This window comes from Duganella zoogloeoides, from assembly GCF_034479515.1.
GTDB lineage: Bacteria > Pseudomonadota > Gammaproteobacteria > Burkholderiales > Burkholderiaceae_D > Rugamonas > Rugamonas zoogloeoides.
Genome location: NZ_CP140152.1, coordinates 2,005,457 through 2,031,323 on the forward strand (window position 1 = coordinate 2,005,457; position 25,867 = coordinate 2,031,323).

A 25,867-nucleotide genomic window follows, 5' to 3' on the forward strand; every position below is an offset into this window, starting at 1 on the left:
CTTAGAGTGGAAACCGAAGCAATGCAAAACCCCGAAATCCTGCAACCGCTGATCGAACAGCGCGCCGATCCGTTCATCATCCGCCACACCGACGGCTACTATTACTTCACCGCCTCGGTGCCGCAGTACGACCGCATCGAACTGCGCCGGGCCCTAACCATCGCCGGCCTGGTGGACGCTGAAAAAGTCGACGTCTGGCACAAACCGGACACCGGCGCCTACAGCGAACTGATTTGGGCGCCCGAGATCCACTTCAACGACGGCGCCTGGTATGTGTACTTTGCCGCCGCGCCGAGCCGCGAGATCAAGCACAAGCTGTTCCAGCACCGCATGTACGCGATCCGTAACACCAACGCCAATCCGTTGGAAGGCGAGTGGGAGTTCATGGGCCAGATCGACACCGGCATCGACACCTTCTGCCTGGACGCCACCACCTTCACCCACAAGGGGCAGCTGTACTACCTGTGGGCGCAAAAGGACGTGGCCATCGAGGGCAATTCCAACCTGTACATCGCGCCGATGAAAACGCCGTGGCAGCTGGGCGGCCCGCCGGTCATGCTGAGCAAGCCGGAATTCGACTGGGAGATCCGTGGCTTCTGGGTCAACGAAGGTCCGTCGGTCCTGAAAAAGAACGGCAAGATCTTCATCAGCTACTCGGCCAGCGCCACCGACGAAAACTACGCGATGGGCATCCTGTGGGCCGACGAAAACGCCGACGTGCTCGATCCGGCCTCGTGGACCAAGAGCCCGCAGCCGGTGCTGCAGACGTGCTTCGAGCACGGCGTGTACGGACCTGGCCACAACAGTTTTACTATCGGCGACGATGGCGAAACTGTCATGCTGGTTTATCATGCAAGAACTTACACCGAGATCATCGGCGACCCGCTGTGGAACCCGGACCGTCACACCTATGTGAAACCACTGAAGTGGGACGAGCAGGGCATGCCGGTGTTCGGCAAGCCATCGGTCGCGTGATGACCGTGAGCTGATGAGCCGTCATTCCGCGTCGGCGGACCGCCGCGCACGCGGGAATCCATAGAACATGCGCGCGGCCGGGCAGGTGATCAACCTCTCCGGCCGCAGTACCATCGAGAGACCTCCACATGCAACCATCGATTTCAGAATCGCCGTTCGGCCAACTGCCCGACGGCCGCGCCGTCACCCAGTACACCCTTACCAACGCCAACGGCATGATCGTCAAGATCCTCGACCTGGGCGGGATCATCACCGAAATCCATGTGCCCGACCGCGACGGCAAAGTGACCGATGTGGTGTGCAGCTTCGACGACGTGGCCGCCTACCTGGGCGAGTCGCATTACTTCGGCGCGCTGATCGGTCGCTATGGCAACCGCATCGCCAACGCCAGCTTCACGCTCGACGGCACGCAGTACCAGCTCGACGTCAACAACGGCGCCAACCACCTGCACGGCGGCGTCGATGGCTTCCATCGCCGCCTATGGGCCGCCGAGAGCTTCAACACCCCCAAGTCGGCCGGCCTGATACTCACGTACCTGAGCGCCGACGGCGAGCAGGGCTACCCGGGCAACCTGGAAACCACGGTGATCTACGAGCTGCGCGCCGATAACGAGTTGCGCATCGCCTTCCACGCCATCACCGACCGGGCCACGCCGGTGAATCTCACCAACCACGCCTACTTCAACCTGGCCGGCGGCGGCGACATCCTCGGCCACGAACTGACGATACACGCCGACCGCTACACGCCGATCGACGCCGTGCAGATCCCGCTGGGCGACCTGCCGCCGGTGGCCGGCACGCCGTTCGATTTTCAGACGCCGCACGCCATCGGCGCGCGCATCGACGCCGACGACGAGCAAATTCGCAACGGTTTTGGCTATGACCATAACTTCGTTCTCGCCAAAAAGACGGAGGGTGCCCTGGAGTTGGCCGCGCGCGTGCGCGAGCCGGCATCGGGCCGGGTGCTGGAGGTATGGACCCAGGAACCGGGCGTGCAGTTCTACAGCGGTAATTTTCTCGGCGATTCGGTACAAGGAAAAGGGCGCATCTACGGCCATCGTAGCGCCTTCTGTCTGGAACCCCAGCACTTCCCCGATTCGCCCAACCGGCCCGCGTATCCATCGACGATTTTGCGCCCGGGCGAGGAGTACACGACCGTCATGGCTTACAAGTTCACGACCGAATAAGTGCCAGCCACCGATATCCATTTCGGTATCGAAGTCGTTTAACAATTTATTGGAAAGTTATCTCAGTACATTTTAGACTGCTTTCATCGCTGTGCTGGCGTGGTTTGGCCGGGCCGGCGCACAAGAATAACTGAGGAGATTTGCATGTCCGAGAACGACAACAAGAAAGTTAAGCTGCGCTCCGCCGAATGGTTCGGCTCCAATGACAAGAACGGTTTCATGTACCGCAGCTGGATGAAAAACCAGGGCATTCCCGATCATGAATTCCAGGGCAAACCGATCATCGGCATCTGCAACACCTGGTCCGAACTGACCCCGTGCAATGCCCATTTCCGCAAGCTGGCCGAACACGTCAAGCGCGGCATCCTGGAGGCGGGCGGCTTCCCGGTCGAATTCCCGGTCTTCTCGAACGGCGAATCGAACCTGCGTCCGACCGCCATGCTGACCCGTAACCTGGCGTCGATGGACGTCGAAGAATCGATCCGTGGCAATCCGATGGACGGCGTGGTCCTGCTGGTGGGCTGCGACAAAACCACTCCGGCACTGCTGATGGGCGCCGCGTCGGTCGATATCCCGACCATCGTCGTCACCGGCGGTCCTATGCTGAACGGTAAGCTGAACGGCAAGAACATCGGTTCCGGCACCGCCGTCTGGCAGCTGCACGAGCAGGTCAAGGGCGGCGAAATCAGCATGCACGAATTCCTGGCCGCCGAAGCCGGCCACTCGCGTTCCGCTGGTACCTGCAACACCATGGGCACCGCATCGACGATGGCCTGCATGGCCGAATCGCTCGGTACCTCGCTGCCGCACAACGCCGCCATTCCGGCTGTCGATGCGCGCCGCTATGTGCTGGCGCACATGTCGGGCATCCGCATCGTTGAAATGGTCCGCGAAGACCTCAAACTGTCGAAGATCCTGACCAAGGAAAACTTCGAAAACGCGATTCGCGTGAACGCCGCCATCGGTGGCTCGACCAACGCCGTGATCCACTTGAAGGCCATCGCCGGCCGTATCGGTGTCGATCTGGAACTGGAAGACTGGACCCGCGTGGGCCGTGGCATGCCGACCATCGTCGACCTGCTGCCATCGGGCCGCTTCCTGATGGAAGAGTTTTATTACGCCGGTGGTTTGCCGGGCGTGATCCGCCGCATGGGCGAAGGTAACTTGCTGCCCAACCCGAACGCGCTCACCGTCAACGGCAAAACCATCTGGGAAAACTGCCTGGACGCGCCGATCTACGACGACGAAGTAATCCGTCCGCTGGAGAAGCCGCTGCTGAAAGACGGCGGCATCTGCATCTTGCGCGGCAACCTGGCGCCACGCGGTGCGGTACTGAAGCCATCGGCTGCCACCCCGGCGCTGATGCAGCATCGCGGCCAGGCCGTGGTGTTCGAGGACTTCGAGCACTACAAGTCGCGCATCCTGGATCCGGACCTGGAAGTCGATGCGAACTCGATCCTGGTCATGAAAAACTGCGGTCCGAAAGGTTATCCCGGCATGGCTGAAGTAGGCAATATGGGTCTGCCGCCGAAGCTGCTGGCAGCAGGCGTGAAAGACATGGTCCGTATCTCGGATGCCCGCATGAGCGGCACTGCCTACGGCACCGTGGTGCTGCACGTGGCGCCCGAAGCGATGGCCGGCGGTCCGCTAGGCATCGTCAAGGATGGCGACTGGATTACGCTGGACTGCGCCGGCGGGGAACTGAACCTGGAAATCTCGGATGCCGAGATGGCCGAGCGCCAGGCAGTACGCGTGGCCGGCAGCGCGCCGGGACCGAAAACCGGTTACCAGCAGCTGTACATCGAACACGTGCTGCAGGCCGACGAGGGCTGCGACTTCGACTTCCTGGTCGGGAACCGTGGTTCGGCTGTGCCGCGTCATTCGCACTAAAACATATCGCACGCCGGTCCGCCGTCAACGGCGGGCCGCAGCCGTTAGCTTTTGAGTCGTCATCCTCGCGAAAGCGGGGATCCATACTGAGTAACAGGATCAGGCGTTCCATGGATCCCCGCGTGCGCGAGGATGACGGGGCGGCGGCCACGATTGCCGCGACGGCTGCGCTCAGCAAGCTGCAACCCGCAATTCAAGGAGACTTCCATGCTACTCATCCAATTCACCAACGAACAAGGCGCGCGCCAAATCGGCGTGCTGGAACAGGACACCGTCCGCATCATCGACGGCTACACCACCACGTACGCCCTGGCACAGGACGCGATCCGTAAATCGGTCGGCCTGGCCGCCCTGGCCGACAAGTCCATTGGCACCAACACCGCTTCGTTTGAGGCGATTGCCGCCGACGGCCGTCTGCTCCCGCCACTCGATCACACCGACGACGCCCACACCTACGTCACCGGCACCGGCCTGACCCACCTGGGCAGCGCCGACACCCGCGACGCCATGCACAAGAAAATCGGCGGCGACGTCGAGACCCTGAGCGATTCCATGAAGATGTTCCGCATGGGCGTCGAAGGCGGCAAACCTGCGGCCGGTGAGGCTGGCGTGCAGCCGGAGTGGTTCTACAAGGGCGACGGCTCCATCGTCGCCGCCAGCGGCAAGGACCTGGCCATGCCGGACTTCGCGCTCGACGGCGGCGAAGAGCCGGAAGTGGCCGGTCTGTACGTGATTGGCGACGACGGCCAGCCGTACCGCGTCGGTTTCGCGATCGGCAACGAGTTCTCGGACCACGTGACCGAGCGCCAGAACTACCTGTACCTGGCCCACTCCAAGCTGCGCGTCTGCGGCCTGGGTCCGGCCCTGCTGGTCGGCGCAGCGCCAGCGCACATCGAAGGCACTTCGCGCATCTATGATGTTGACGGCAAGGTACGCTGGGAAAAGGCGTTCTTCAGCGGCGAGCAGAATATGTCGCACACCATCGCCAACCTGGAGCACCACCACTTCAAGTACCCGCTGTTCAACCGCGCGGGCGATGTGCACATCCACTTCTTCGGTACCGCCACCCTGAGCGTGGCGGACAACATCGTGGTCAAGGAAGGCGAAACCTTCGAGATCGACGCGCCGCAATTTGGCCCGGCACTGCGCAACAAGCTGGCCGTGTACAAAACCGAAGTCGCGAAAGTGAAAGCCTTATGATTGATACCAGCGTTCTCACCGGCGAAGCACTGATCGCGGGCCAGCCCGTCAAGGGCACCGGCGCCTCCTTGCGTGCCTGGGACCCGGCAGCGGGCAAGCTGCTCGAGACTGAATTTTTCGCGGTCGATAACCAACAAATCGACGCGGCCTGCCGCGCGGCCGAAGCTGCATTCGACACGTTCCGCTCCATCAGCGACGAGCAGCGCGCAGTGTTCCTGGAAACCGTGGGCGAGCAGATCGTCGCCCTCGGCGACACCCTGGTCGAACGCGTGATGGCCGAAACCGGCCTGCCGCGCGCCCGCGTGGAAGGTGAGCGCGGCCGCACCGTCGGCCAGCTGAAACTGTTTGCCAACTTGCTGCGCGAAGGCTCGTGGAACGATGTGCGCATCGATGCCGCGCTGCCCGACCGTGCGCCGCCGCGCCCCGACCTGCGCCTGCGCATGATCGGTCTCGGTCCGGTCGCGGTTTTCTCGGCCAGTAATTTCCCGCTGGCGTTCTCGGTGGCCGGCGGTGACACCGCCTCCGCCTTTGCCGCCGGTTGCCCGGTCGTGTTGCGCGGCCATTTCGCCCATCCCGGCACGTCCGAGCTGGTGGGCCGCGCGGTAGCCAGGGCTGTCGAAATTTGCGGTTTGCCGGGCGGCGTGTTCTCGCTGCTCACCGGCGCCGGCAACGCCATCGGCCAGGAGCTGGTGCGCCATCCTGCGATCAAGGCCGTGGGCTTTACCGGTTCGCGCGGCGGTGGCATGGCGCTGATGGCGGTGGCTGCCGCCCGCCCGGTACCGATTCCCGTGTATGCAGAAATGAGCTCGATCAACCCGGTCTTCTTGCTGCCGGCCGCACTGGCCAACCGCGCCGAAGAAATCGCGGCCGGTTTCGCCGGTTCGTTGACGCTGGGCGTGGGTCAGATGTGCACCAACCCCGGCCTGGTGCTGGCGTTGGCCGGTCCCGAACTCGATCGCTTCACCACGGCCGCCTCGCAGGCGCTGGCTGGCGGCGCGGCAGTGACCATGCTGTCGCCAGGTATCGCCGGTAATTTCCAGCGCGGCGTGGCCCAGTTGAAGGATCAGCCCAATGTCTCGACCGTGGCGCTGGCGCCGCAGGAAGAGGGCAAGGGCGCCCCGGCGCTGTTCGTTACCACCGGTGCGGCCTTCCTGGCGCAGCATGCGCTGGGCGAAGAGATCTTCGGACCAGCATCACTGGTCGTGGCGTGCAAGGACTTGGCCGAACTGTTGCTGGTGACCGAAAACCTGGAAGGCCAGTTGACCGCCACCCTGCAACTGGACGACGCCGACCTCGATGCCGCGCGCGCACTGCTGCCGGTACTGGAGCGCAAAGTGGGCCGCATCCTGGCCAACGGTTTCCCGACTGGCGTGGAAGTGGCCAGCGCCATGGTGCATGGTGGTCCGTTCCCGTCCACCTCGGACGGTCGCAGCACGTCGGTGGGCACCGGCGCCATCGTGCGCTTCCTGCGCCCGGTGTCGTATCAGAACCTGCCGCAGGCGCTGCTGCCGGAAGTGCTGCGCGATAACGGCGCCGAAGCATGGCGCCGCCGCGACGGTGAACTGACCCGCAAGTGATGTCGGACTAGCCTGCGAGCCCCGCATAGACGGGGCCGCGGGCACAGGCGTGAGCCTAAACTTCAGGAGACTGCATGACCCAGTTGGCCAAGTTCCCCAGCTTGCGCGGCAAGCGCGTATTCATCACCGGCGGTGGCAGCGGTATCGGCGAGGCGATGGTGATCTCGTTTGCCGAGCAGGGCGCCAAGGTAGCTTTCGTCGATATCGCCCGCGATCCCAGCCTGGCCCTGTGCCGGCGCGTGAAGGAAGCCGGTTATCCCGAGCCGCTGTTCCGCCTGTGCGACATCACCGACATCGCCGCCCTGAAGGCCACGATGGCCGAGCTGACTGGCGCCATCGGCAACTTCGACATCCTCGTCAACAACGCCGCCAACGACCAGCGCCATGACACGCAAGACGTCACGGTCGAATACTGGGACCAGCGCATCGCCATCAACCAGCGCCCGATGTTTTTTACCTGCCAGGCCGTGTTCGACGGCATGAAGGAGAGGGGGGGCGGCGCCATCATCAATGTCGGTTCGATCTCGTGGCAGGTCAAGAACGCCGGGTATCCCGTCTATGCCACCGCCAAGGCGGCCACCCACGGCCTCACGCGCGGCCTGGCCCGCGAATTCGGCGCCCACGGCATCCGCGTCAATACCGTCACGCCGGGCTGGGTGATGACCCAGCGCCAGATCGACCTGTGGTTAGACGACGCCGGCGAGCAGGATATCAAGCGCAACCAGTGTTTGCCCACCAAGCTGCTGCCCCAAAATATCGCCTCCATGGTGCTGTTCCTGGCCGCCGACGATGGCGCCATGTGCACGGCGCAGGAATTCATTGTCGATGGAGGATGGGTTTAGCAGTTGAGTTTAGTAGTTGACCCAAGCAGTACCGCAATACCCGCAGCACCGTTCGCCGCCCCGGAGACAGCGCCCAGCATGAGGCGCCTGGGCCACATAACCCTAAAAAATGGTATGAACAATGGTGAAGAACTTTATCTCTGCGCTCGCGGTCGGCGTGATGGCCGCGCCGGGCGCAATGGCATTGACCCCCGAATCGAACCCGGTGAAGCTACCGGTGTCGAGTCCCGATGGGCGCATCGTGGCCAGTATCGTTGCAACGCCCGGCAAGCCGCTCAGCTACACGGTCAAGCGCGATGGCAGGCCGGTGCTGCTGCCGTCGGCACTAGGCCTGCAATTGCAGGGCGCTGATTTGTCCGGCGCGCTCACGGCCACCGCCGCATCGAAGACCACCGCCATCAGCGACGATTACCGCATGGCGGTCGGCAAGAAGCGCGACATCAGCTACCGCGCCAACGAGAAAACCTGGACCGTGCAGAACGCACAAAACCAGAAAATGGACATCGTATTCCGCGTCTCGAACGACGGCGTGGCATTCCGCTACGTGGTTGCCGAGCCGTCGCTGCCGCGCAAGACGCTGGTGCAGGAGCGCACCACGTTCGCATTCCCCGGCACCGCGAAAGCCTGGCTGCAACCGATGTCGGTCGCGCAGACCGGCTGGGAGCGCACCAATCCCTCTTACGAAGAACACTACAAGATGGACATTGCCGTGGGCACGGCATCGCCGTCGCCGGCCGGCTGGGTGTTCCCGGCTTTGTTCAAGAGCGGCGAGACCTGGGTCGCGCTGTCCGAAGCGGGTATCGACGGCACGTACCAGGCTTCGCGCCTGGCGCCGGAATCGAACGATGGCGTGTACAGCATCGGCAATCCGATGCCTGCCGAGGCTTACGGCGGTAAAGGCTTGCTGGCCGACGTCAAGGGCACCTTGACCACGCCGTGGCGGCTGATCGCACTCGGCTCGCTGGCAACGGTGACCGATTCCACGCTGGGTACCGACCTGGCTGCGCCCGCGATCAGGTTCGACGAGAAGCTGGTCAAGCCGGGCCACGCGTCGTGGAGCTGGGCCCTGCTCAAGGATGATGGCACGGTGTATGACGTGCAGAAGAAATTCATCGACTACGCGGCCGACATGCACTGGGACTACACGCTGATCGACGCCGACTGGGACCAGAAAATCGGCTACGAGAAGGTGAAGCAGCTGGCCGACTATGCCGCCACGAAAAACGTGGGCCTGCTGCTCTGGTATAACTCGTCCGGCCCGTGGAACGGCACCAAGTATACGCCCAAGGGCAAGCTGCTCACCCACGAGCAGCGCGTGGCGGAGTTCAAGCGCATCCGCGACATGGGCATCAAGGGCGTGAAGATCGACTTCTTCAACGGCGACTCGCAGGCGATGATGGCCTATTACGTCGATATTCTCAACGATGCGGCCGCTGCCGGCCTGCTGGTGAACTTCCACGGCTCCACGCTGCCGCGCGGCTGGCACCGCACCTGGCCCAACCTGATGACGATGGAATCGGTGAAGGGTTTCGAGTTCACCAGCTTCGAGCAAAAGGATGAAGACGCCATGCCCACCCACGTGGCCATGCTGCCGTTCACCCGCAACCTGTTCGACCCGATGGACTTCACGCCGATGGTATTCCGCGACATCCCCAACATCAAGCGCACCACCAGCAACGGTTTTGAGCTGGCCACGTCGGTGCTGATGCTCTCCGGCATCCAGCACTTTGCCGAACGCCCGGAAGGCATGGCCACCGCGCCCGGCTACGTGAAAGACTTCCTGCGCGAGCTGCCGCGCAGCTGGGACGACAGCCGCTATGTCGATGGCTATCCGGGCCAGTATGCGGTGATCGCGCGCCGTGCCGGCGACACCTGGTACATCGCCGGCATCAACGCCACCGAGTCCGACAAGACGATCACGCTCGACCTGTCGTTTGCCGGCAGCGGTGCGGCGCGGATCATCGCCGACGGCGAAGCCGTCACCGGCAACCCCGCCAGTTTCAGCCAGCGCAGCCTTGCCGCCGGCACGAAAGCAGTAGTGACCATCAAGCCGCGTGGCGGCTTCGTGATAACAAAAAAACAGTAACCAGGAGACCAGCATGAACCACCGTACTTACAACATCAAAAATGCCGTAGCCACCCTGTGCCTGATCGCCGCCGGCGGTTATGCGTACGCCGCGCCAGTGACCGTCACCATCGACACGTCGAAACCGGGCCCGGTAATCAACAAGAACGTCTATGGCCAGTTTGCCGAACACCTGGGCACCGGCATTTACGAAGGCATGTACGTCGGCCCGAAATCGAAAATCCCCAATACCCGTGGGTGGCGCAATGACGTCATCGGCGCGCTCAAGGAAATGCACGTGCCGCTGGTGCGCTGGCCGGGCGGCTGCTTCGCCGACGAATACCACTGGCGCGACGGCATCGGCGCGCGCGAAAAGCGTCCGGTCAAGGTCAACACCAACTGGGGCGGCGTGGAAGAATCGAACGCGGTGGGCACCCACGAGTTCTTCGACCTGGCCGAGCAGCTGGGCGCCGATACCTACGTGAACGGCAACCTGGGCACCGGCACGGCGCAGGAGATGTCGGAATGGGTGGAGTACATGACCTCCGACAGCAAATCGACGCTGGCCGAACTGCGCCGCAAGAATGGCCGCGACAAGCCGTTCAAGGTGGACTTCTTCGCCATCGGTAACGAGGCCTGGGGCTGCGGCGGCAACATGACGCCGCGCTACTACACGGACCTGTACAAGCAGACCGAAACCTTCCTGCGTGCGCCCAAGCACCTGCGTCCGCAAATCATCGCCAGCGGTGGCAACGACTACGACACCAGCTGGACCGACATGATCAGCCGCGAGGCCAAGAAGCAGACCTACGGCATCAGCTTCCACTACTACACCATCCCGACCGGCAAGTGGGAAGTGAAGGGCGCAGCTACCGGATTCAATGAAAGCGAATGGTTCTCGACCCTGTCGAACACGCTCAAGATCGACAGCATGATCAAGAAGAACGTCGAAGTCCTGGACCGCAACGACCCGGAGAAAAAAGTCGGCTTCCTGGTGGACGAGTGGGGCACCTGGTATGACGTGGAGAAGGGCACCAACGCCGGCTTCCTGTACCAGCAAAACACGCTGCGCGACGCGGTGGTGGCGGCGCTCAACTTCAACATCTTCCACGACCATGCCGACCGGGTGAAAATGACCAATATCGCGCAGATGGTCAACGTGCTGCAGGCGATGATCCTGACCGACAAGGACAAGATGCTGCTCACACCGACGTACCACGCCTACCACATGTACGTGCCGTTCCAGGATGCGACATCGCTGCCGCTCACGCTCAAGGACAATCCACAGTATTCGTACAACGGCAGCAGCATTCCTGAAATCAGTGCATCGGCCGCGCGCGCCAAGGATGGCAAGCTCTATCTGGCACTGGTCAACACCAACCCGAACAAGGATGCCGACGTGGCGGTGGATGTGCCGGGCGTAAGCATCAAGTCGGTCAAGGGACGCGTGCTGACCGCGCCGGCCATCGACACCCACAACACCTTCCAGGCGCCGGACACCATCAAGCCTGCGCCATTTAGCGCCAATGCCGGCGCGGACGGCAAGCTGACGATCAAGATCCCGTCGAAAGCGGTGATCGTGGTGGCGGTGGAGTAAGCCATGGAAGACTTCATGCTCTCGCGCCGCAAGGCGATCGCCGGCGGCGTGGCGCTGCTGCTGGCCGGCTGCGGTGGTGGCGACGGGGTGAGCAACCCTGTCACCGCCACGCCGACGCCTACCCCGACGCCAACGCCGACACCGACACCGACGCCAACGCCAACGCCAACGCCAACGCCAACGCCAACGCCAACGCCCACCACGATCGCCTTCACGGAGGCATCGGTGCACGATCCGTCCGTGATCCGGGTCGATGGCACGTACTACGTGTTCGGCTCGCACCTGGCTGCCGCCAAGTCCACCGACTTGATGAACTGGACCAAGATCGCCGACGGGGTCGATGCGGCCAACCCGCTGTTTTCCAACGTCATTACGGCGCTGGCCCCCACCTTCGCCTGGTCGCAGGTGAATGGCCTGTGGGCGGCGGACGTGGCGCGCCTGGGCGACGGCAAGTTCTACTTCTACTACAACTCGTGCAAGGGCGATTCGCCGCGCTCCGCCATGGGCGTGGCCGTGGCGGACAAGGTGGAAGGCCCGTACGTGGACAAGGGCATGTTCCTGCGTTCCGGCATGTGGGACCAGGTCAGCGAGGACGGCGTCAATATCTATAACGCGCTGACCATGCCCAACGTGGTGGATCCGCAGACATTCTTCGACAAGGACGGCAACCTGTGGATGATTTACGGCTCGTACTCGGGCGGCATCTTCATCCTGAAGATGGACAAGATTACCGGCAAGCCGGTGGCAGGCCAAGGCTACGGCAAGCACCTGATGGGCGGTAATCACAGCCGCATCGAAGGCGCCTATGTGCTCTACAGCCCGGAGTCGAAGTTCTACTACCTGTTTACGTCCTTTGGCGGCCTGGATGCCAATGGCGCGTACAACATGCGGGTGGCGCGGTCGCTCAACCCCGACGGCCCGTACGTCGATGCCAAGGGCAACGACATGGCCACGGTGAAATCCGATCCGGCAAAGCCGCTGTTCGACGACGCGACCATCGCACCGTTCGGCCAGAAGATCATGGGCAACCACCAGTTCGCACTGGCGGCGGGGGAAAGCGGCACGGCGCTTGGGTACGTTTCGCCGGGCCACAACTCGGCCTATTACGACGCTGCCACCGGCCAGTACTTCCTGATCTTCCACACGCGCTTCCCCGGCACCGGGGAGCTGCACCAGATCCGCGTGCACCAGATGTTCATCAACGCCGATGGCTGGCTGGTGGTGGCGCCGTTCCGCTACGCGCCGCTCAGCAAGAATGCGACGCCGTTGTCGGCGGTGGTCACGGTGGCGGATGCCGCCGGCAGCTACAAGATGATCAACCACGGCAAGGATATTTCAGCGGTCATCAAGGCGTCGCAAAATATCGTGCTGGCGTCCGGCGGTGCGGTGACCGGTGCGGCGACCGGCACCTGGACCCATGATGGCGACAACCGCATCACGCTGGTACTGGGTACGCTCGGTACGTTCAAGGGCGTGCTGTCGCGCCAGTGGAATACCAACGCCAGCGCGTTCGTGGTGACGTGGACGGCGCAGTCGGTCGATGGTGTGTCGATCTGGGGTGCGCGCACGGGCAGTTAAATCAAGACCCGCCATTGCTGTTGTCCAGCAATGGCGGGGGCTTTCAGTCAAAGGCATTACATGAAGTCTCTCATTTCTTCGATCATCCTCGCTGCCGCCACGGTGGCAGCACTCCCGTCCACCGCCAAGGAAGTCAGCGTCCACGATCCCGTGATGGCGAAGGAAGGGGATACGTATTACGTATTCTCCACCGGCCCCGGCATCACCTTCTACAGTTCGAAGGACATGAAGAACTGGAAACCGGAAGGGCGCGTGTTCGCCGGCCAGCCCACGTGGGCCAAGCGCGCCGCGCCGACGTTCGACGACCATATCTGGGCGCCGGACATCCAGCACCATAATGGCAAATACTATTTATATTATTCCGTCTCCGGTTTCGGCAAGAACACCTCCGGCATGGGCGTTACCGTCAACAAGACGCTCGATCCGCGTTCGCCCGACTACCGCTGGGAAGACCAGGGCATGGTGCTGCAATCGGTGCCGGTGCGCGACGACTGGAACGCCATCGACCCGAATGTGATCGAAGATGAAAACGGTGATGCGTGGATGTCGTTCGGTTCGTTCTGGAGCGGCCTGAAGCTGGTCAAGCTCAATCAGGACTTGACCGGCCTGGCCGAGCCGCAGGAGTGGCACGCGATCGCCGCGCGGCCGCGCAGCGACAAGGTGGCCGGCGAGTCCGCCGGTCCTGCCGAAATCGAAGCGCCGTACATCTTCAAGAAAAACGGTTATTACTACCTGTTTGCCTCCTTCGGCCTGTGCTGCAAGAAGGCCGACAGCACCTACCACCTGGTGGTGGGGCGCTCGAAGTCGGTCAAGGGCCCTTACCTGGACAAGCAGGGCGTGGACATGGTCAAGGGCGGCGGTTCGCTCGTGATCGCCGGCGACAAGGACTGGAAGGGCCTGGGCCACAACAGCGCCTACACCTTCGACGGCAAGGACTACCTGGTGCTGCACGCGTACGAGACAGCCGATAACTATCTGCAAAAGCTGAAGATCATGGAAATGAAATGGGACAAAAATGGCTGGCCCACCGTGGACCAGGCTGACTTGAACAACTACCGCAGCGTGCAGCTGCCCGCCAAATGAAATACCAGCTTCGCCTGCTGGCCGCCGCAGCCCTGATCGCGGTATCGAGCGTCGTCCATGCGGCGCCTCTGAAACTGTTCCCGCTGCAGGACGTGCGCCTGGGCGCCAGCCCGTTTCTGGAAGCGCAGCAGACCGACCTCCATTACATGATGGAGATGGAACCGGACCGCCTGCTGGCGCCGTTCCTGCGCGAGGCGGGTCTGCCATTGAAAAAGCCGACGTACGGCAACTGGGAGTCCACCGGCCTCGATGGCCACATGGGCGGCCATTACCTGTCGGCGCTGGCGCTGATGTATGCATCCACCGGCGATGCGGAAGTCAAGCAGCGGCTCGACTACTTCGTGGCGGAGCTCAAGCGCTGCCAGGAAAAGAACGGCAACGGCTATATCGGCGGCATCCCCGAGGGCAGCGCCGTGTGGCAGGCCATCGCCCGTGGTGAAATGAAAGCCGATAACTTCTCGGTCAACGGCAAATGGGTCCCGTGGTACAACCTGCACAAGGTGTACGCGGGCCTGCGCGATGCCTACAAATATGCCGGTAACGAGGATGCGCGCACCATGCTGGTCGCGCTGTCCGACTGGGCGCTGGCACTGAGCGCGCACCTGACCGACGAACAGATGCAGAACATGCTGCGCGCGGAGCACGGCGGCATGAACGAAGTGCTGGCCGACGTGGCCGAGATGACGGGGCAGAAAAAGTATATGGACCTGGCCGTGCGATTCTCGCACCAGGCCATCCTGCGCCCGCTCGAGGAAAAAAAGGACAAGCTGACCGGCCTGCACGCCAACACGCAAATCCCGAAAGTGATCGGCTTCAAGCGCATCGGCGACATCACGGGCCGGCGCGACTGGCAGCAGGCCGCGCAGTTCTTCTGGCAGACGGTACACGATCACCGCACGGTGGCCATTGGCGGCAACAGCGTCAAGGAGCACTTCCACGACGCCAACGATTTCACGTCGATGATCGACGAGGTGGAGGGGCCGGAGACTTGCAATACGTACAATATGCTCAAGCTCACCGAGATGCTGTTCCTCGGCGACGCGAAAGGTTCGTACACCGACTACTACGAGCGTGCGCTGTACAACCACATCCTGTCGTCGCAGCGGCCCGATACCGGTGGCTTTGTATATTTCACGCCGATGCGGCCCAACCACTACCGCGTGTATTCGCAGGTGGATAAGGGCATGTGGTGCTGCGTGGGTTCGGGCATCGAGAGCCACGCCAAGTACGGTGAGTTCATCTACGCCCACGGCAAGGATGCGCTGTACGTGAACCTGTTCATCCCGTCCACGCTCAAGTGGAAGGAGAAGAACCTCACCATCACCCAGACCAACCAGTTCCCGGACCGGGACAGCAGCACGATTACCGTGACCGGCAACGGCAAATTCGCGATGAAGATCCGCTATCCGTCGTGGGTGGCGCGCGGCGCCATGCGGGTGACGGTCAACGGCAAGACGGTGGCCGCCAAGCCGGGCGCGGACAGCTATGTCAGCGTCGAGCGCACCTGGAAGAGCGGCGACAAGGTGGAGGTCAGGCTGCCGATGACCACCTGGCTGGAACAGATGCCGGACAAGTCGAACTACTACGCCGTGCTGCACGGCCCCATCGTGCTGGCCGCGAAAACCGCGCCGATCGCCAATGAAAAGCTCAGCTTCCTGGCCGACGATTCGCGCATGGGCCATATCGCTTCCGGTCCGATGTGCCCGCTGGAGTCGGCGCCCACGCTGGTGAGCGACACCAAGGACTTCATGGACCGCTTCAAGCCGGTGCCGGGCCGTTCGCTTACATTTACCGCACCGGGACTGGTGCAAGGTAAAGACGTGGGCAGCGTGGTCTTCATGCCGTTCTTCCGCCTGCACGATGCGCGCTACGTGATGTACTGGCCGTACTCCACGCCGGCCAACCTGCAGGCGATGCAGGCCAGGGCGGCCGAAGGGGAGAAGGAGCGGCTGGCCTTGAATGCGCTCACCATCGACCAGGTGGCGCCGGGCGAGCAGCAGCCCGAGTCCGATCACTTCTTCAAGTCCGACGGCGGCGAGGCCGGGATCAACCAGGGCAAGCACTGGCGCCACGCGACCGGCTGGTTCAGCTACGACCTCACCGACAGGAAGGGAGAAGCAAGTGCGTTGCGCCTGACCTACGCCAGGGGCGATGCCGGCCGCAAGTTCGACATCGTCGTCAACGGCCAGTTGCTGGCGGAAGTGGTGCTGGACGACCAGGCCGCGCAGCCGTTCTACACGGTGGACTATGCGCTGCCGCCGGCGCTGGTGGCAGCGGCGAAGGGCAAGCTGGTGGTGAAGTTCGTGGCCAAGCCGGGGTCGATCGCTGGCGGCTTGTACGGACTGCGGCTGCTCAGGCTATATCCGAAATGATATCGAACAAGCGCAAAATGTGATTGGATAGATATTTCCCTAGCCCTTAGTATTTGCTCGATAAATACGAGCTAACCATACGAGCCATTCGGAGACTTAGGAGTTGTACATGAAACTGAAGAAAATTGCCGCCATCGTTGCTGCCGGCGTGGCGTTCGCCGCCGCCACCGTGGCCCACGCCGCCAATCCGCTGTTCCCTAAAATCTTCACCGCCGATCCGGCCGCCTTCGTGGAAGACGGCGTGGCCTACCTGTACGTGGGCCGCGACGAAGCCACGCTCAAGGACAAGGATTACGTGATGAAGGAGTGGCGCCTGTACTCGAGCTGCGACATGAAGAACTGGACCGACCGCGGCGTGCCGCTCAAGCCATCCGCCTTCAAGTGGGCGATCGGTAAAGTGGACGCCTGGGCCTCGGACATCGTCAAGCGCGATGGCAAATACTACTTCTATTCCACCGTCGATCACGCCACCATTCCCGGCCGCGCCATCGGCGTGGCCGTGGCCGACAAGCCGGAAGGTCCGTTTGTCGATGTGCGCGGTTCGGCGCTGGTCACCAACGACATGACCAAGGAGTCGCCGATTTTCTGGGACGATATCGACCCGGGCGTATTCGTCGATGACGACGGCCAGGCTTACCTGTACTGGGGTAACACGGTACTAAAGTACGCCAAGTTGAAAAAGAACATGATGGAGCTCGACGGCCCGATCGTCACCGTGGGCATGGACCGCTTCACCGAGGCGCCGTATCTGCACAAGCGCAACGGCATCTACTACCTGTCGTACTCGCGCGAGTATCCGGAAGAAACTGCGTACATGACCGGCCCGAGCCCCACCGGTCCGTGGACGTATCGCGGCGTGATCATGTCGAAGAATAAAATCGTCAAGACCATCCACCACGCGTTCATCGAATTCAACGGCAAGTCGTACATCGTGTACCACAACGACAAGCTGCCCGGCGGTGGCGAGTTCCGCCGCTCGGTGGCGGTGGAAGAGTTCACCTATAACGCCGATGGCACCATCCCGTACATCAAGCAGACCAAGGAGGGTCCAGCAGCCAACCCCAGCCCTGCTTGCGGCAAGTAAGCGAGTGATATCGAAACGAACGGTGTTGACTAAAAATCTATGCCGTTTGTGATATCATTTTCCTATGGAAACAAACCCAAACTGGTTTTTACGTGCGCGCCTCAAGACGCGGCAGCTGCTGCTCCTGATCGCGCTCGACGAACAGCGCAACATCCATCGCGCCTCGGAAGAGCTGCACATGACGCAGCCGGCCGCCTCCAAGCAATTGAAGGATCTCGAAGAGATGCTGGGCGTGCAGCTGTTCGACCGCCTGCCGCGCGGCATGGAACCGACCATCTACGGCGAGACCATGATACGTCACGCCCGCATGGCGCTCACCAGCCTGTCGCTGGCGCACGAGGACATCGTTGCCATCAAGGCCGGCCTGGCCGGCCAGGTCGATATCGGCACCATCATGACGCCGGGGATCGCGCTGCTGCCGCAGGCGATCACGCGCACCAAGCAGGCCGCGCCGCGCCTGCGCATCGGCGTGGAGATGGAGCAGTCCAACGTGCTGCTCGAGCAGTTGCAGCGCGGCCGCCTCGATTTCATGATCGGCCGCATTCCCGAGCGCCAGAGCGCCCAGGGCCTGAGTTACGAAGAGCTGGGCGACGAGCCGGCATGCGCGGTGGTGCGTCCCGGCCACCCGCTGCTGGCAGCGCGCAACCTGCAGCTGCGCGACATCTCGTCGCAGCCGTGGATCCTGCCACCGCAAGGCAGCATCCTGCGCGCGCGCTGCGAACTGATGTTCCGCCGCGCCGGGCTGGAAGTGCCGTTCAACGTGATCGACACCACGGCGGTGCTGATGATCAAGCCGCTGTTGCAGCAGACCGACGCCCTGAACGTGATGCCGGTGGCGGTGGCCCAGTACTACGAATCGCAGGGGGTGTTGAACATCCTGCCGATCGAGCTGCCGTGCCGGATGGATGCCTATGGCATCATCATGGTCGATGGTCACCTGATGTCGCCGGGGGCGGAGCTGTTGTTGCGGTATGTGCGCGAAGTGGCGCGCGAGATTTACTGAGGGTTGCCGCCTAGCCGAAGCTGGCGAACGTATCGAGCAGCACCTTGGCCCGGAACGGTTTCACGATCACCCGGCTGATATCGCGGCTGCGCAATTCCTGCAGCAGCGCCGCCGTCGGATGGTCCACCATCACGGCGATCGGGATGGTTGCGCGGCTGGCCGACATGCCGCCGCGTACCCGGTCGAGCAGCGTGAAATTGTGGGCGGCGCCGCCAAAGGCGCCGCATTCGAGCGAAATCACCGCTCCCTGGAAACTGCGTTCGCGCAGCAGTTTTTCGGCCGCTTCGGCGGTCGCCGCCTCGTGCACCGTACCCATGCCCAGCGAGCGGGCCGTCATCGACACGGTTTTGCGCAGCAATGGCTGTTCTTCCACCAGCAGCATGTTGATCGGATTGCGTGGACGTTCAGGCATGTTCATTTCCTCCCGATAATTCCTCTTGCAGCAGGTCGCGCAGGCTGGCCAGGATCGCCAGTTCGGTGGCGTCCAGGGTGCGCGGCTCGTGGTCGATCAGGCACAGCGTGCCGATGGCGTGGCCCGAAGGTTCGAGCAGCGGCGCGCCTGCATAGAAAATCACGCGCGGCTCGCCGGTGACGATGGGGTTGTCGGCAAAGCGCGGATCCTGGCGGGCGTCCTCGATCACGAAGATATCGGGCTGCACGATGGCGTGGCCGCAAAACGAGATGTCGCGCTGGGTCTCGCACACATCAAGCCCCACGCGGGCCTTGAACCACTGGCGATTTTCATCGATCACCGACAGCAGCGCGATCGGCACGCCGAATTCTTCGGCCGCGAAGCGCACGATCCTGTCGTAGCGTTCTTCCGGTGGCGTATCGAGGATCAGCAGCGCGCGCAGCGCAGCCAGGCGTTCCTTGTCGTTGGCGGGTATCGGTGCTGCAAGCATGGGCGGTCGGGGCGCGGCGGCCAGAAGGTCATGTTCGGTCAACTTTAACACTGCCTCGCGATAAACGGTGCATGGTACGCAAAGGTGTTTTGTTGACTCAGTCAGCAATATGTTCGACAATTGCTGGCAATTCATTTGACGGAGTTCCAATGTCATCACCAGTGAGCGACGACCGCGTCGCGGCCGTGCGGTCGTTCAACCGATTTTTCACGCGCCAGATCGGCGTGCTGCGCGAGGGTTTGCTGCATAGCCAGTTCACCCTGACCGAGATGCGCGTTCTGTACGAACTGGCCCATCACGGCGACCAGCCATCGGCCGCGCTGTGCCGCGACCTGGGGCTCGATCGTGGTTATCTGAGCCGCATCGTCACGGGGTTCGAGGCGGCAGGCCTGGTCGCCAAGGTGCCGTCTCCCACCGACGGACGCGCCAAGCTGCTGCACCTGACCGACCACGGACGCGCCGTGTACGAGCCGCTGGACCGCCGCTCGCGCGAGGAAGTGGGCGACCTGCTGGCGCGCTTCGACGACGCCGACCAGTTGCGCATGCTCGACGCCATGCGCACCATCCGCACGCTGCTCGACACCGATGGCGCCCTCAAATACGCACAGCCGTTCGTGCTGCGCACGCACCGTCCCGGCGACATGGCGTGGATCACGCGCCGTCACGGCGCGCTGTATGCAACGCAGCAGGGCTGGGATGCCAGCTTCGAGACGCTGGTCGGCCAGATTTGCGCGGACTTCGAGCACAACTTTGATCCGGCGCGCGAGCGTTGCTGGATCGCGGAGATGAACGGTGTGCCGGTCGGCTCGATCGCGCTGGCGCGCAGCGGCGAGGAGGGCGTGGCCAAGCTGCGGCTGCTGCTGGTGGAGGATGCGGCGCGCGGCCACGGCCTCGGTTCGCGCCTGGTGGATGAATGCCACCGTTACGCGCGCGCTGCCGGCTATCGAAAAGTGCGGCTGTGGACCACCGACCAGCAGGCCGAGGCCCGCCATATCTACCGCAACAAGGGCTACGTGCTGGTGGCGGAGGAAGCCGTGCACGCCTTCGGCAAGGACATGGTCAACGAAACCTGGGAACTCGATCTCTGACGCGATTGCCCGGCCGGCGCGGCTCTGGCACACTGGCCGGCATATCAATCATGGTCGCGGGGACGTATGCGCAACAAGCGGTGGTGGAAGTGGCCGGGGCGGGTGCTGCTGGCCGTGGTGTGCCTGATGCTGCTGGCAGTGGCCGGTGGCTGGCTGTACCTGCGCGCCAGCCTGCCCGCGCTGGACGGCACGCGGTTGGCGCCCGGTTTGCACGGCACGGTCAGCGTGGCGCGCGACCGGCATGGCGTGCCTGTCATCAGCGGTGAGAGCCGGCTCGATGTGGCGTATGCCACCGGCTTCGTGCACGCCCAGGAGCGTTACTTCCAGATGGACCTGCTGCGCCGGGTGGCGGCCGGCGAGCTGTCGGAGCTGTTCGGACCGCGCGCGCTGCCCACCGACCAGGCCCACCGCCTGCACCGCCTGCGCGCCCGCGCCGACCTGGCGCTGGCCGCGCTGCCGGCCGGCGACCAGCAGCTGTTGATACGCTACACCGACGGCGTCAACGCCGGCCTGGGTGCGCTCGGCGCCAGGCCGTTCGAGTATGTGCTCACCGGCGCCGCGCCGCGTCCGTGGCGCGCCGCCGATTCTCTGCTGGTGATCTGGGCCATGTATTTCGACTTGCAGGGCAACCAGATGCCGCGCGAACTGGCGCGCGGCTGGCTGCGCGACCACACCGATGATGCCCAGCGCGCTTTCCTGGTGCCGGCGTTCACCGCGTGGGATGCGCCGCTCGACGCGGCAACCGTCACCGGCGACGAAGCGCCGATCCCCGCCACCGCGCCCGCATGGTGGGGCCGTCCGCGCGGGCAAGGCTTGCAGACGCCGCGCCGCCTCGCTTTGGCCGATCCTTCGGCCGTCCCCGCGACGGGGCCGTTAGCCGAATCGTCCATCGCCCTGGTCCCGACGTTAGCCGAATCGTCCACCGCCTCGACGCTATCGTTTGTGCAAGCGCCGACGGACTGGCTCAACACCGTTGGCAGCAACAACTGGGCGGTGGCCGGCGGTCGCAGCGACAGCGGCGCGGCCATTGTCGCCAACGATATGCACCTCGGCCTGCAACTGCCGGTGATCTGGTACCGCGCCGCCTTGCAGTTCGCCGACGGCAAGGGTGGACAGCGCCGCGTGGTGGGCGTGACATTACCCGGCGCGCCGGTGGTCGTTGTCGGCAGCAATGGCCAGGTGGCATGGGGCTTTACCAACAGTTATGGCGACTACCTGGACCTGGTCGAAGTCGATGCCGACGCGGCCCATTCGGGGCAACTGCGTACCCCGGCTGGCCTGGAGACCCCGGTGGTCCACCACGAAACCATCATCGTCAAGGGACAGGCAAGCCATACACTGACAGTGCGCGATACCTCGCTCGGGCCGCTGCGTGAGGTCGGCGGCAAAACCTACGCGGTGCGCTGGACCGCGCACCAGCCGGGCGCTGTCAATGTCCGTGCGCATTTGCTCGAAAGCGTGGCGACGGTGGAGCAGGCATTGGCGCTGGCGCCCACGCTCGGCATCCCGGCGCAGAACATGGTGGCAGGCGACAGCGGCGGCCATATCGGCTGGACTATTGCCGGCCGCATTCCGCGCCGCGTGAGCAGTGCTGCCGGCGCCACCAACGCCACCAACGCCACCAACGCCACCAACGCCACCAACGCCACCAACGCTCCCAGCGCTGCCAACCCTGCCGGCACCACCCGCGCCACCGACGCCAGCTATCCGCTGCGCGCCGGCGACATGGCCAGTACCTGGCGAGGCTGGCTGGCGGCGGACGAATATCCCAGGTTGATCGATCCGGCCGGCGGCCAGCTGTTTACCGCCAACAGCCGCCAATTGAATGGGGCCGGCGCGGCGCTGCTGGGCGATGGTGGTTACGACCTCGGTGCGCGTTCGCGCCAGGTGCGCGACGGCTTGACCGCGCTGGGCCCGCGCACCGGCGTCAGGCAGGTGTGCGCGGTGGCGCTCGACGACCGCGCGCTGTTCCTGGCGCCGTGGCGCGACCGGGCTATCGCCGCGCTCGATGCGCAAGCGGTGGCCGGCCAGTCGCTGCGCGCCGAGGCGCTGGCGCTGCTGCGGTCCACCTGGACCGGCCACGCCAGCGTCGATTCGGTGGCATACCGTCTCACGCGCGGCTATATGTACGCGCTGTTCGACATCCTGTATGGCGGCGCCGACCAGCAGTTGTCCGCCCTCGATCCCAAGGCCGGCATGGCGGCAGCCAGCGCGCGCTGGCCGGTGGTAGTGGCGCGCCTGCTCGATGCGCAACCGCCGGCCTGGCTGCCGCCCGGATTCGCCAGCTGGCACGCGGTGCAACTGGCGGCGCTGGACCGCGTGATCGCCGATCTGACGCAGGACGGCCGGCGCCTGGCCGACGCCACCTGGGGCCAGCGCAACACGGCCGCCAGCGCGCATCCGATGGCCGCATCGATACCGGTGCTGGGGCGCTATCTGAAAGTGGCGCCCGACATGCTGGCCGGCGACCAGCACATGCCGCGCGTGGCGGGCCCCACTTTTGGCGCATCCGAGCGGCTGACGGTGGCGCCGGGGCGCGAGGAAGAGGGCGTGTTCAACATGCCAGGCGGCCAGGGCGGCCATCCGCTGTCGCCATACTTTCTCGATGGCCGCGACGACTGGGTGGCGGGACGGGCCACGCCGCTTCTGCCGGGCCTGCCTGTCCATACGCTGCATTTCAGCCGACCTTGATCCAGATCTAATCACGCTCACGCAGGCGGAACCGGGCGGTCACAGTGGAACTCCAAGCATGATAACCAGGAGTTCTCCCCATGCTCAAAATTGCGCTCATCAGTTCGTATGCTTCGCCGCTGGCCGTCAATCGCAGTGTCGATTGCGACAGCCTCGGCCTTTACGTGGCGCAACTCGGTTCGGAACTGGGTGCGCTCGGCTGCCAGGTCGATATCTTCACCCGCCGCGACCGCATCGAGCAGCCCCAGGTCCATTATTGGCGGCCCAATGTGCGCATTATCCACGTGCCGGCCGGTCCGCCCGCTGTCCTGGCGTCCGAACACATGCAACCGTTCATCGAGCAGTTCGGGCGTTTCATGGCGGGCTTTGCGCGGCGCCAGCGCGGCGGCTACGACATCGCCCACGCCTGCGACCCGTCGTCCGGTTGCGCGGCGCAGCAGCTGCGGCGCACGCTGGGCGTGCCTTATGTGATCACGCTGTCTGCGTTTCCGGCGCAGCAGGGCGGCGCGGCGGCGGTCGCCTTGCAACAACAATCGCTGGACAATGCCGACCGCGTGCTGGTGCTGTGCCGACAGCAGCGCGACGCACTGCAAGGCGTGCCGGGCCGGGCTCCCCCCCGTATCGACATCGTGCCCGGCGGATTCGACCCTGCGCTGTTCTGGCCGGTGCGGCTGCGCGCGCGCGGCGTGCTGGGGCTGCCTACGGATGCCTTTCTGGCGCTGCACGTGGGGCGGCTGGCGCCCGGGCATGGCATCGACACCGCCATCGAGGGCATGGCAAAACTGGCCGGCCGGCACGCGGTGGCAGCGCGGCTGCTGGTGCTCGGCGCGGCTGTGCCGGACGAGGATAGCCATTTGGCGCGCCCGCTCGATGCAGCGCCGTCGCGCCAGCCATGCGAGACGCCGCAGTCAACCCGGTCGCAGCAGCCATCCCAATCGCAGCCGCCCAATCAGTCGCCCCCATTGCTCCAGTGGCACCAGCGAGCGCATGTGAGCGAGTTTCAGCGCCTGCGCGACCTGGCAGGCAGGCTTGATGTCGAAATTGCTTTCGTGAGGCCGCAGCCGGCTTCCGCGCTGCGCCACTGGTATAGCGCGGCGGATGTTTGCATTGCGACGCCGTGCCACAACGCTTTTGGTGCAGCGGTGCTGGGGGCCATGGCGTGCGCCACGCCGGTTGTTGGGGCAGCGGTTGGCTGCATCGACGCCATGGTGGTCGATGGCGAAACCGGCTACCTGGTCGCGCCGCGCGATCCGGCAGCGCTCGCCGGCCGGCTGGCCAGCCTGCACGCCAACCCGGCGCAGGCGCGCAGTCTCGGCGTGCAGGGCTGGCGCCGCGCCCATCGCCACTACACCTGGCGCCGCGTGGCGCAGCGCCACATGGCAGTCTATGCGCAGGTGCTGGCCGGGGTGGCCGCCGACGTGGCTTCTGACGGTGCCAGCGAGCTTGCAGGCAAGGTAGCCAGCCATGGGGGCGCCAGCGCCTCGCTGGCCTGAGCGGGGGCTTGGACATGGTTCTCGCCCCGCACCGTCCGCTGCATCTTGCCCAGCCCGAACAAGGGGCGCAGCACCGCCACCCGCCGCACCAGCTCGAATACGGCAAAGCTGATGGTCACGGTCAGGATCACCAGCACCGCGCCTTCCACGGCCGGCGCCAGCCTGACCGGCTTGAACCAGTGTGCCATGGTCACGATCAGGGTCTGGTGCAGGATGTACACGGGGAAGACGGCTTCGGTCAAATAGCGGCGCGGGGCGCTGTCGGCGCGTACGTGGCGGTGGGCATAACCGCACACGGTCAGGATCGCCACCCACTGGTTCAGGCTATAGATTGCCCCCATCACCGGGCGCCACGGCGCCACGGCCGGGCTGTGCATCAGTTCGTGCGGCATGATGTAGCACACCACCAGGATCGCCCAGCTGCCCAGCCACATGCCCAGCGAGGTCCAGCGCAGGCGGTCGGCTTCCTGCCACACGTGGCGCTGGCTGGCCAGCAGCGCGCCCAGCACGAACAGGTAAAAGTACTGCGCATGGTTGTACCAGTCGCCAGCCAGGGCGTGGGTGCTGGGGTAGCTTGCGGAAAGCGTCAAGCGGGCCACTACCAGTACGATCACCGGCAGCAGCACCAGCTTCCAGCCGGCCAGCACGCGGCCTGCCAGGTTCGACAGCGCCGTCAGGCGTTTGCCCGCCATCCAGGCCAGCGCGCCGAACACCATCGTGTACACCCACAGGTAGGCCACGAACCACAGGTGGTTCCAGGTCGGCATGGCCAGGCAGTCGTCGCCCCGGCAAAAGCCGTCGTAGCTGGTCATGTACAGCTTGAGGAAGTCGCCGTAACCGCCCTGGTAGGCTACTTTTTCCACCACCTCGAAGTACGCTTGCGGCGGCACGATCACCAGCATGCCGAAGGCCAGCGGCACCAGCAGGCGCCAGCTGCGCTGCGCCATCAGTTTGCCGACGTGCAGTTTGCCCAGCATGAAGGCGGTGGCCACGCCCGAGATCATGAACAGCAAGCCCAGCCGCCACGGCGCAGACAGGATCATCAGCGGTTCGATGGCATGGCCGGCATCGGGACTTTTTACGTGCCAGTCCCAGCTGACGTAGTACATGCCGGTGTGGTAAAGGATCAGCACCAGGAAGGCGATGATGCGTATCCAGTCGAGAAAATACAGGCGTTGGTGGTTGTGCATGCTGGCTCCGTGGGGGATGCGTGGTTCGATGGAGCCAGCTTATGCGGCCG

General features: G+C 64.2%; 19 protein-coding genes. 16 read left to right on the forward strand and 3 right to left on the reverse strand.

The window, feature by feature from the left end:
- Positions 1–21 precede the first annotated feature (21 nt).
- The 13 genes from SR858_RS08890 to SR858_RS08950 all read left to right on the forward strand — a co-directional run bounded on the left by SR858_RS08890 (position 22) and on the right by SR858_RS08950 (position 18,453).
- Positions 22–975, forward strand: coding sequence for a glycoside hydrolase family 43 protein (locus SR858_RS08890; protein WP_019922403.1), 954 nt, complete (start codon positions 22–24; stop codon positions 973–975).
- A gap of 128 nt (positions 976–1,103) precedes the next feature.
- A complete protein-coding gene (locus SR858_RS08895; protein ID WP_019922404.1) occupies positions 1,104–2,162 on the forward strand; it encodes an aldose epimerase family protein in 1,059 nt (352 codons plus the stop codon).
- Positions 2,163–2,306: 144 nt separating this feature from the next.
- On the forward strand, positions 2,307–4,052 hold the full coding sequence (locus SR858_RS08900; protein ID WP_019922405.1) for an IlvD/Edd family dehydratase: 1,746 nt from the start codon (positions 2,307–2,309) through the stop codon (positions 4,050–4,052).
- A 207-nt stretch (positions 4,053–4,259) separates the two neighbouring features.
- A complete protein-coding gene (gene araD1 / locus SR858_RS08905; protein ID WP_019922406.1) occupies positions 4,260–5,252 on the forward strand; it encodes an AraD1 family protein in 993 nt (330 codons plus the stop codon).
- The gene (locus SR858_RS08910) at positions 5,249–6,829 is read left to right on the forward strand and encodes an aldehyde dehydrogenase (NADP(+)) (protein ID WP_019922407.1); all 1,581 of its coding nucleotides are present in this window, start codon (positions 5,249–5,251) and stop codon (positions 6,827–6,829) included. Before araD1 ends, SR858_RS08910 begins: the two co-directional genes overlap by 4 nt.
- A gap of 74 nt (positions 6,830–6,903) precedes the next feature.
- The gene (locus SR858_RS08915; protein ID WP_019922408.1) at positions 6,904–7,671 is read left to right on the forward strand and encodes an SDR family NAD(P)-dependent oxidoreductase; all 768 of its coding nucleotides are present in this window, start codon (positions 6,904–6,906) and stop codon (positions 7,669–7,671) included.
- A gap of 121 nt (positions 7,672–7,792) precedes the next feature.
- Positions 7,793–9,757 (forward strand): glycoside hydrolase family 97 protein, encoded by a 1,965-nt coding sequence (locus SR858_RS08920; RefSeq protein ID WP_019922409.1) that lies wholly within the window; start codon positions 7,793–7,795, stop codon positions 9,755–9,757.
- 13 nt (positions 9,758–9,770) lie between these two features.
- Positions 9,771–11,333 carry an alpha-N-arabinofuranosidase gene (locus tag SR858_RS08925; protein WP_019922410.1) on the forward strand — a complete coding sequence of 521 codons (1,563 nt, stop codon included), beginning with the start codon at positions 9,771–9,773 and terminating at the stop codon, positions 11,331–11,333.
- Positions 11,334–11,336: 3 nt separating this feature from the next.
- Complete coding sequence (locus SR858_RS08930) at positions 11,337–12,911, forward strand: glycoside hydrolase family 43 protein (RefSeq protein WP_019922411.1); 1,575 nt, start codon at positions 11,337–11,339, stop codon at positions 12,909–12,911.
- 60 nt (positions 12,912–12,971) lie between these two features.
- Positions 12,972–13,994, forward strand: a complete 1,023-nt coding sequence (locus SR858_RS08935) for an arabinan endo-1,5-alpha-L-arabinosidase (protein ID WP_019922412.1) — start codon at positions 12,972–12,974, stop codon at positions 13,992–13,994.
- Entirely contained in the window at positions 13,991–16,366 is a 2,376-nt protein-coding gene (locus SR858_RS08940) for a glycoside hydrolase family 127 protein (protein ID WP_019922413.1), read from the forward strand. Before SR858_RS08935 ends, SR858_RS08940 begins: the two co-directional genes overlap by 4 nt.
- Positions 16,367–16,475: 109 nt before the next feature.
- A complete protein-coding gene (locus tag SR858_RS08945) occupies positions 16,476–17,450 on the forward strand; it encodes a glycoside hydrolase family 43 protein (RefSeq protein WP_019922414.1) in 975 nt (324 codons plus the stop codon).
- Positions 17,451–17,514: 64 nt separating this feature from the next.
- Positions 17,515–18,453: a LysR family transcriptional regulator gene (locus SR858_RS08950; protein WP_019922415.1), complete on the forward strand. Its 939-nt coding sequence runs from the start codon at positions 17,515–17,517 to the stop codon at positions 18,451–18,453.
- Between the two features lie 10 nt (positions 18,454–18,463).
- On the opposite strand, the gene SR858_RS08955 is transcribed toward SR858_RS08950, so the two are convergent.
- Both SR858_RS08955 and SR858_RS08960 read right to left on the reverse strand, forming a co-directional pair.
- Complete coding sequence (locus SR858_RS08955; protein ID WP_019922416.1) at positions 18,464–18,865, reverse strand: DNA-binding transcriptional response regulator; 402 nt, start codon at positions 18,863–18,865, stop codon at positions 18,464–18,466.
- Positions 18,858–19,355 (reverse strand): GAF domain-containing protein, encoded by a 498-nt coding sequence (locus SR858_RS08960; protein WP_019922417.1) that lies wholly within the window; start codon positions 19,353–19,355, stop codon positions 18,858–18,860. Before SR858_RS08960 ends, SR858_RS08955 begins: the two co-directional genes overlap by 8 nt.
- Before the next feature lie 149 nt (positions 19,356–19,504).
- On the opposite strand from SR858_RS08960, the gene SR858_RS08965 reads away from it, so the two are divergent.
- The 3 genes from SR858_RS08965 (at position 19,505) to SR858_RS08975 (ending at position 24,627) form a co-directional block, all read left to right on the forward strand.
- Positions 19,505–20,443, forward strand: a complete 939-nt coding sequence (locus SR858_RS08965; RefSeq protein ID WP_026637389.1) for a bifunctional helix-turn-helix transcriptional regulator/GNAT family N-acetyltransferase — start codon at positions 19,505–19,507, stop codon at positions 20,441–20,443.
- A gap of 66 nt (positions 20,444–20,509) precedes the next feature.
- Entirely contained in the window at positions 20,510–23,134 is a 2,625-nt protein-coding gene (locus SR858_RS08970) for a penicillin acylase family protein (protein WP_019922419.1), read from the forward strand.
- A gap of 80 nt (positions 23,135–23,214) precedes the next feature.
- Complete coding sequence (locus SR858_RS08975) at positions 23,215–24,627, forward strand: glycosyltransferase (RefSeq protein ID WP_019922420.1); 1,413 nt, start codon at positions 23,215–23,217, stop codon at positions 24,625–24,627.
- Here the strand turns inward: SR858_RS08975 and SR858_RS08980 are convergent.
- On the reverse strand, positions 24,519–25,817 hold the full coding sequence (locus SR858_RS08980; RefSeq protein WP_019922421.1) for an acyltransferase family protein: 1,299 nt from the start codon (positions 25,815–25,817) through the stop codon (positions 24,519–24,521). The two genes, SR858_RS08975 and SR858_RS08980, sit on opposite strands and share 109 nt — an antisense overlap.
- Positions 25,818–25,867 lie beyond the last annotated feature (50 nt).

What these genes read in the sequence shown, in the direction of transcription:
- SR858_RS08890 (WP_019922403.1), top strand. Translation starts at nt 22, where the DNA reads ATGCAAAACCCCGAAATCCTGCAACCGCTGATCGAACAGCGCGCCGAT.
- SR858_RS08895 (WP_019922404.1), top strand. Translation starts at nt 1,104, where the DNA reads ATGCAACCATCGATTTCAGAATCGCCGTTCGGCCAACTGCCCGACGGC.
- SR858_RS08900 (WP_019922405.1), top strand. Translation starts at nt 2,307, where the DNA reads ATGTCCGAGAACGACAACAAGAAAGTTAAGCTGCGCTCCGCCGAATGG.
- araD1 (WP_019922406.1), top strand. Translation starts at nt 4,260, where the DNA reads ATGCTACTCATCCAATTCACCAACGAACAAGGCGCGCGCCAAATCGGC.
- SR858_RS08910 (WP_019922407.1), top strand. Translation starts at nt 5,249, where the DNA reads ATGATTGATACCAGCGTTCTCACCGGCGAAGCACTGATCGCGGGCCAG.
- SR858_RS08915 (WP_019922408.1), top strand. Translation starts at nt 6,904, where the DNA reads ATGACCCAGTTGGCCAAGTTCCCCAGCTTGCGCGGCAAGCGCGTATTC.
- SR858_RS08920 (WP_019922409.1), top strand. Translation starts at nt 7,793, where the DNA reads ATGGTGAAGAACTTTATCTCTGCGCTCGCGGTCGGCGTGATGGCCGCG.
- SR858_RS08925 (WP_019922410.1), top strand. Translation starts at nt 9,771, where the DNA reads ATGAACCACCGTACTTACAACATCAAAAATGCCGTAGCCACCCTGTGC.
- SR858_RS08930 (WP_019922411.1), top strand. Translation starts at nt 11,337, where the DNA reads ATGGAAGACTTCATGCTCTCGCGCCGCAAGGCGATCGCCGGCGGCGTG.
- SR858_RS08935 (WP_019922412.1), top strand. Translation starts at nt 12,972, where the DNA reads ATGAAGTCTCTCATTTCTTCGATCATCCTCGCTGCCGCCACGGTGGCA.
- SR858_RS08940 (WP_019922413.1), top strand. Translation starts at nt 13,991, where the DNA reads ATGAAATACCAGCTTCGCCTGCTGGCCGCCGCAGCCCTGATCGCGGTA.
- SR858_RS08945 (WP_019922414.1), top strand. Translation starts at nt 16,476, where the DNA reads ATGAAACTGAAGAAAATTGCCGCCATCGTTGCTGCCGGCGTGGCGTTC.
- SR858_RS08950 (WP_019922415.1), top strand. Translation starts at nt 17,515, where the DNA reads ATGGAAACAAACCCAAACTGGTTTTTACGTGCGCGCCTCAAGACGCGG.
- SR858_RS08955 (WP_019922416.1), bottom strand. Translation starts at nt 18,865, where the DNA reads ATGCCTGAACGTCCACGCAATCCGATCAACATGCTGCTGGTGGAAGAA.
- SR858_RS08960 (WP_019922417.1), bottom strand. Translation starts at nt 19,355, where the DNA reads ATGCTTGCAGCACCGATACCCGCCAACGACAAGGAACGCCTGGCTGCG.
- SR858_RS08965 (WP_026637389.1), top strand. Translation starts at nt 19,505, where the DNA reads ATGTCATCACCAGTGAGCGACGACCGCGTCGCGGCCGTGCGGTCGTTC.
- SR858_RS08970 (WP_019922419.1), top strand. Translation starts at nt 20,510, where the DNA reads ATGCGCAACAAGCGGTGGTGGAAGTGGCCGGGGCGGGTGCTGCTGGCC.
- SR858_RS08975 (WP_019922420.1), top strand. Translation starts at nt 23,215, where the DNA reads ATGCTCAAAATTGCGCTCATCAGTTCGTATGCTTCGCCGCTGGCCGTC.
- SR858_RS08980 (WP_019922421.1), bottom strand. Translation starts at nt 25,817, where the DNA reads ATGCACAACCACCAACGCCTGTATTTTCTCGACTGGATACGCATCATC.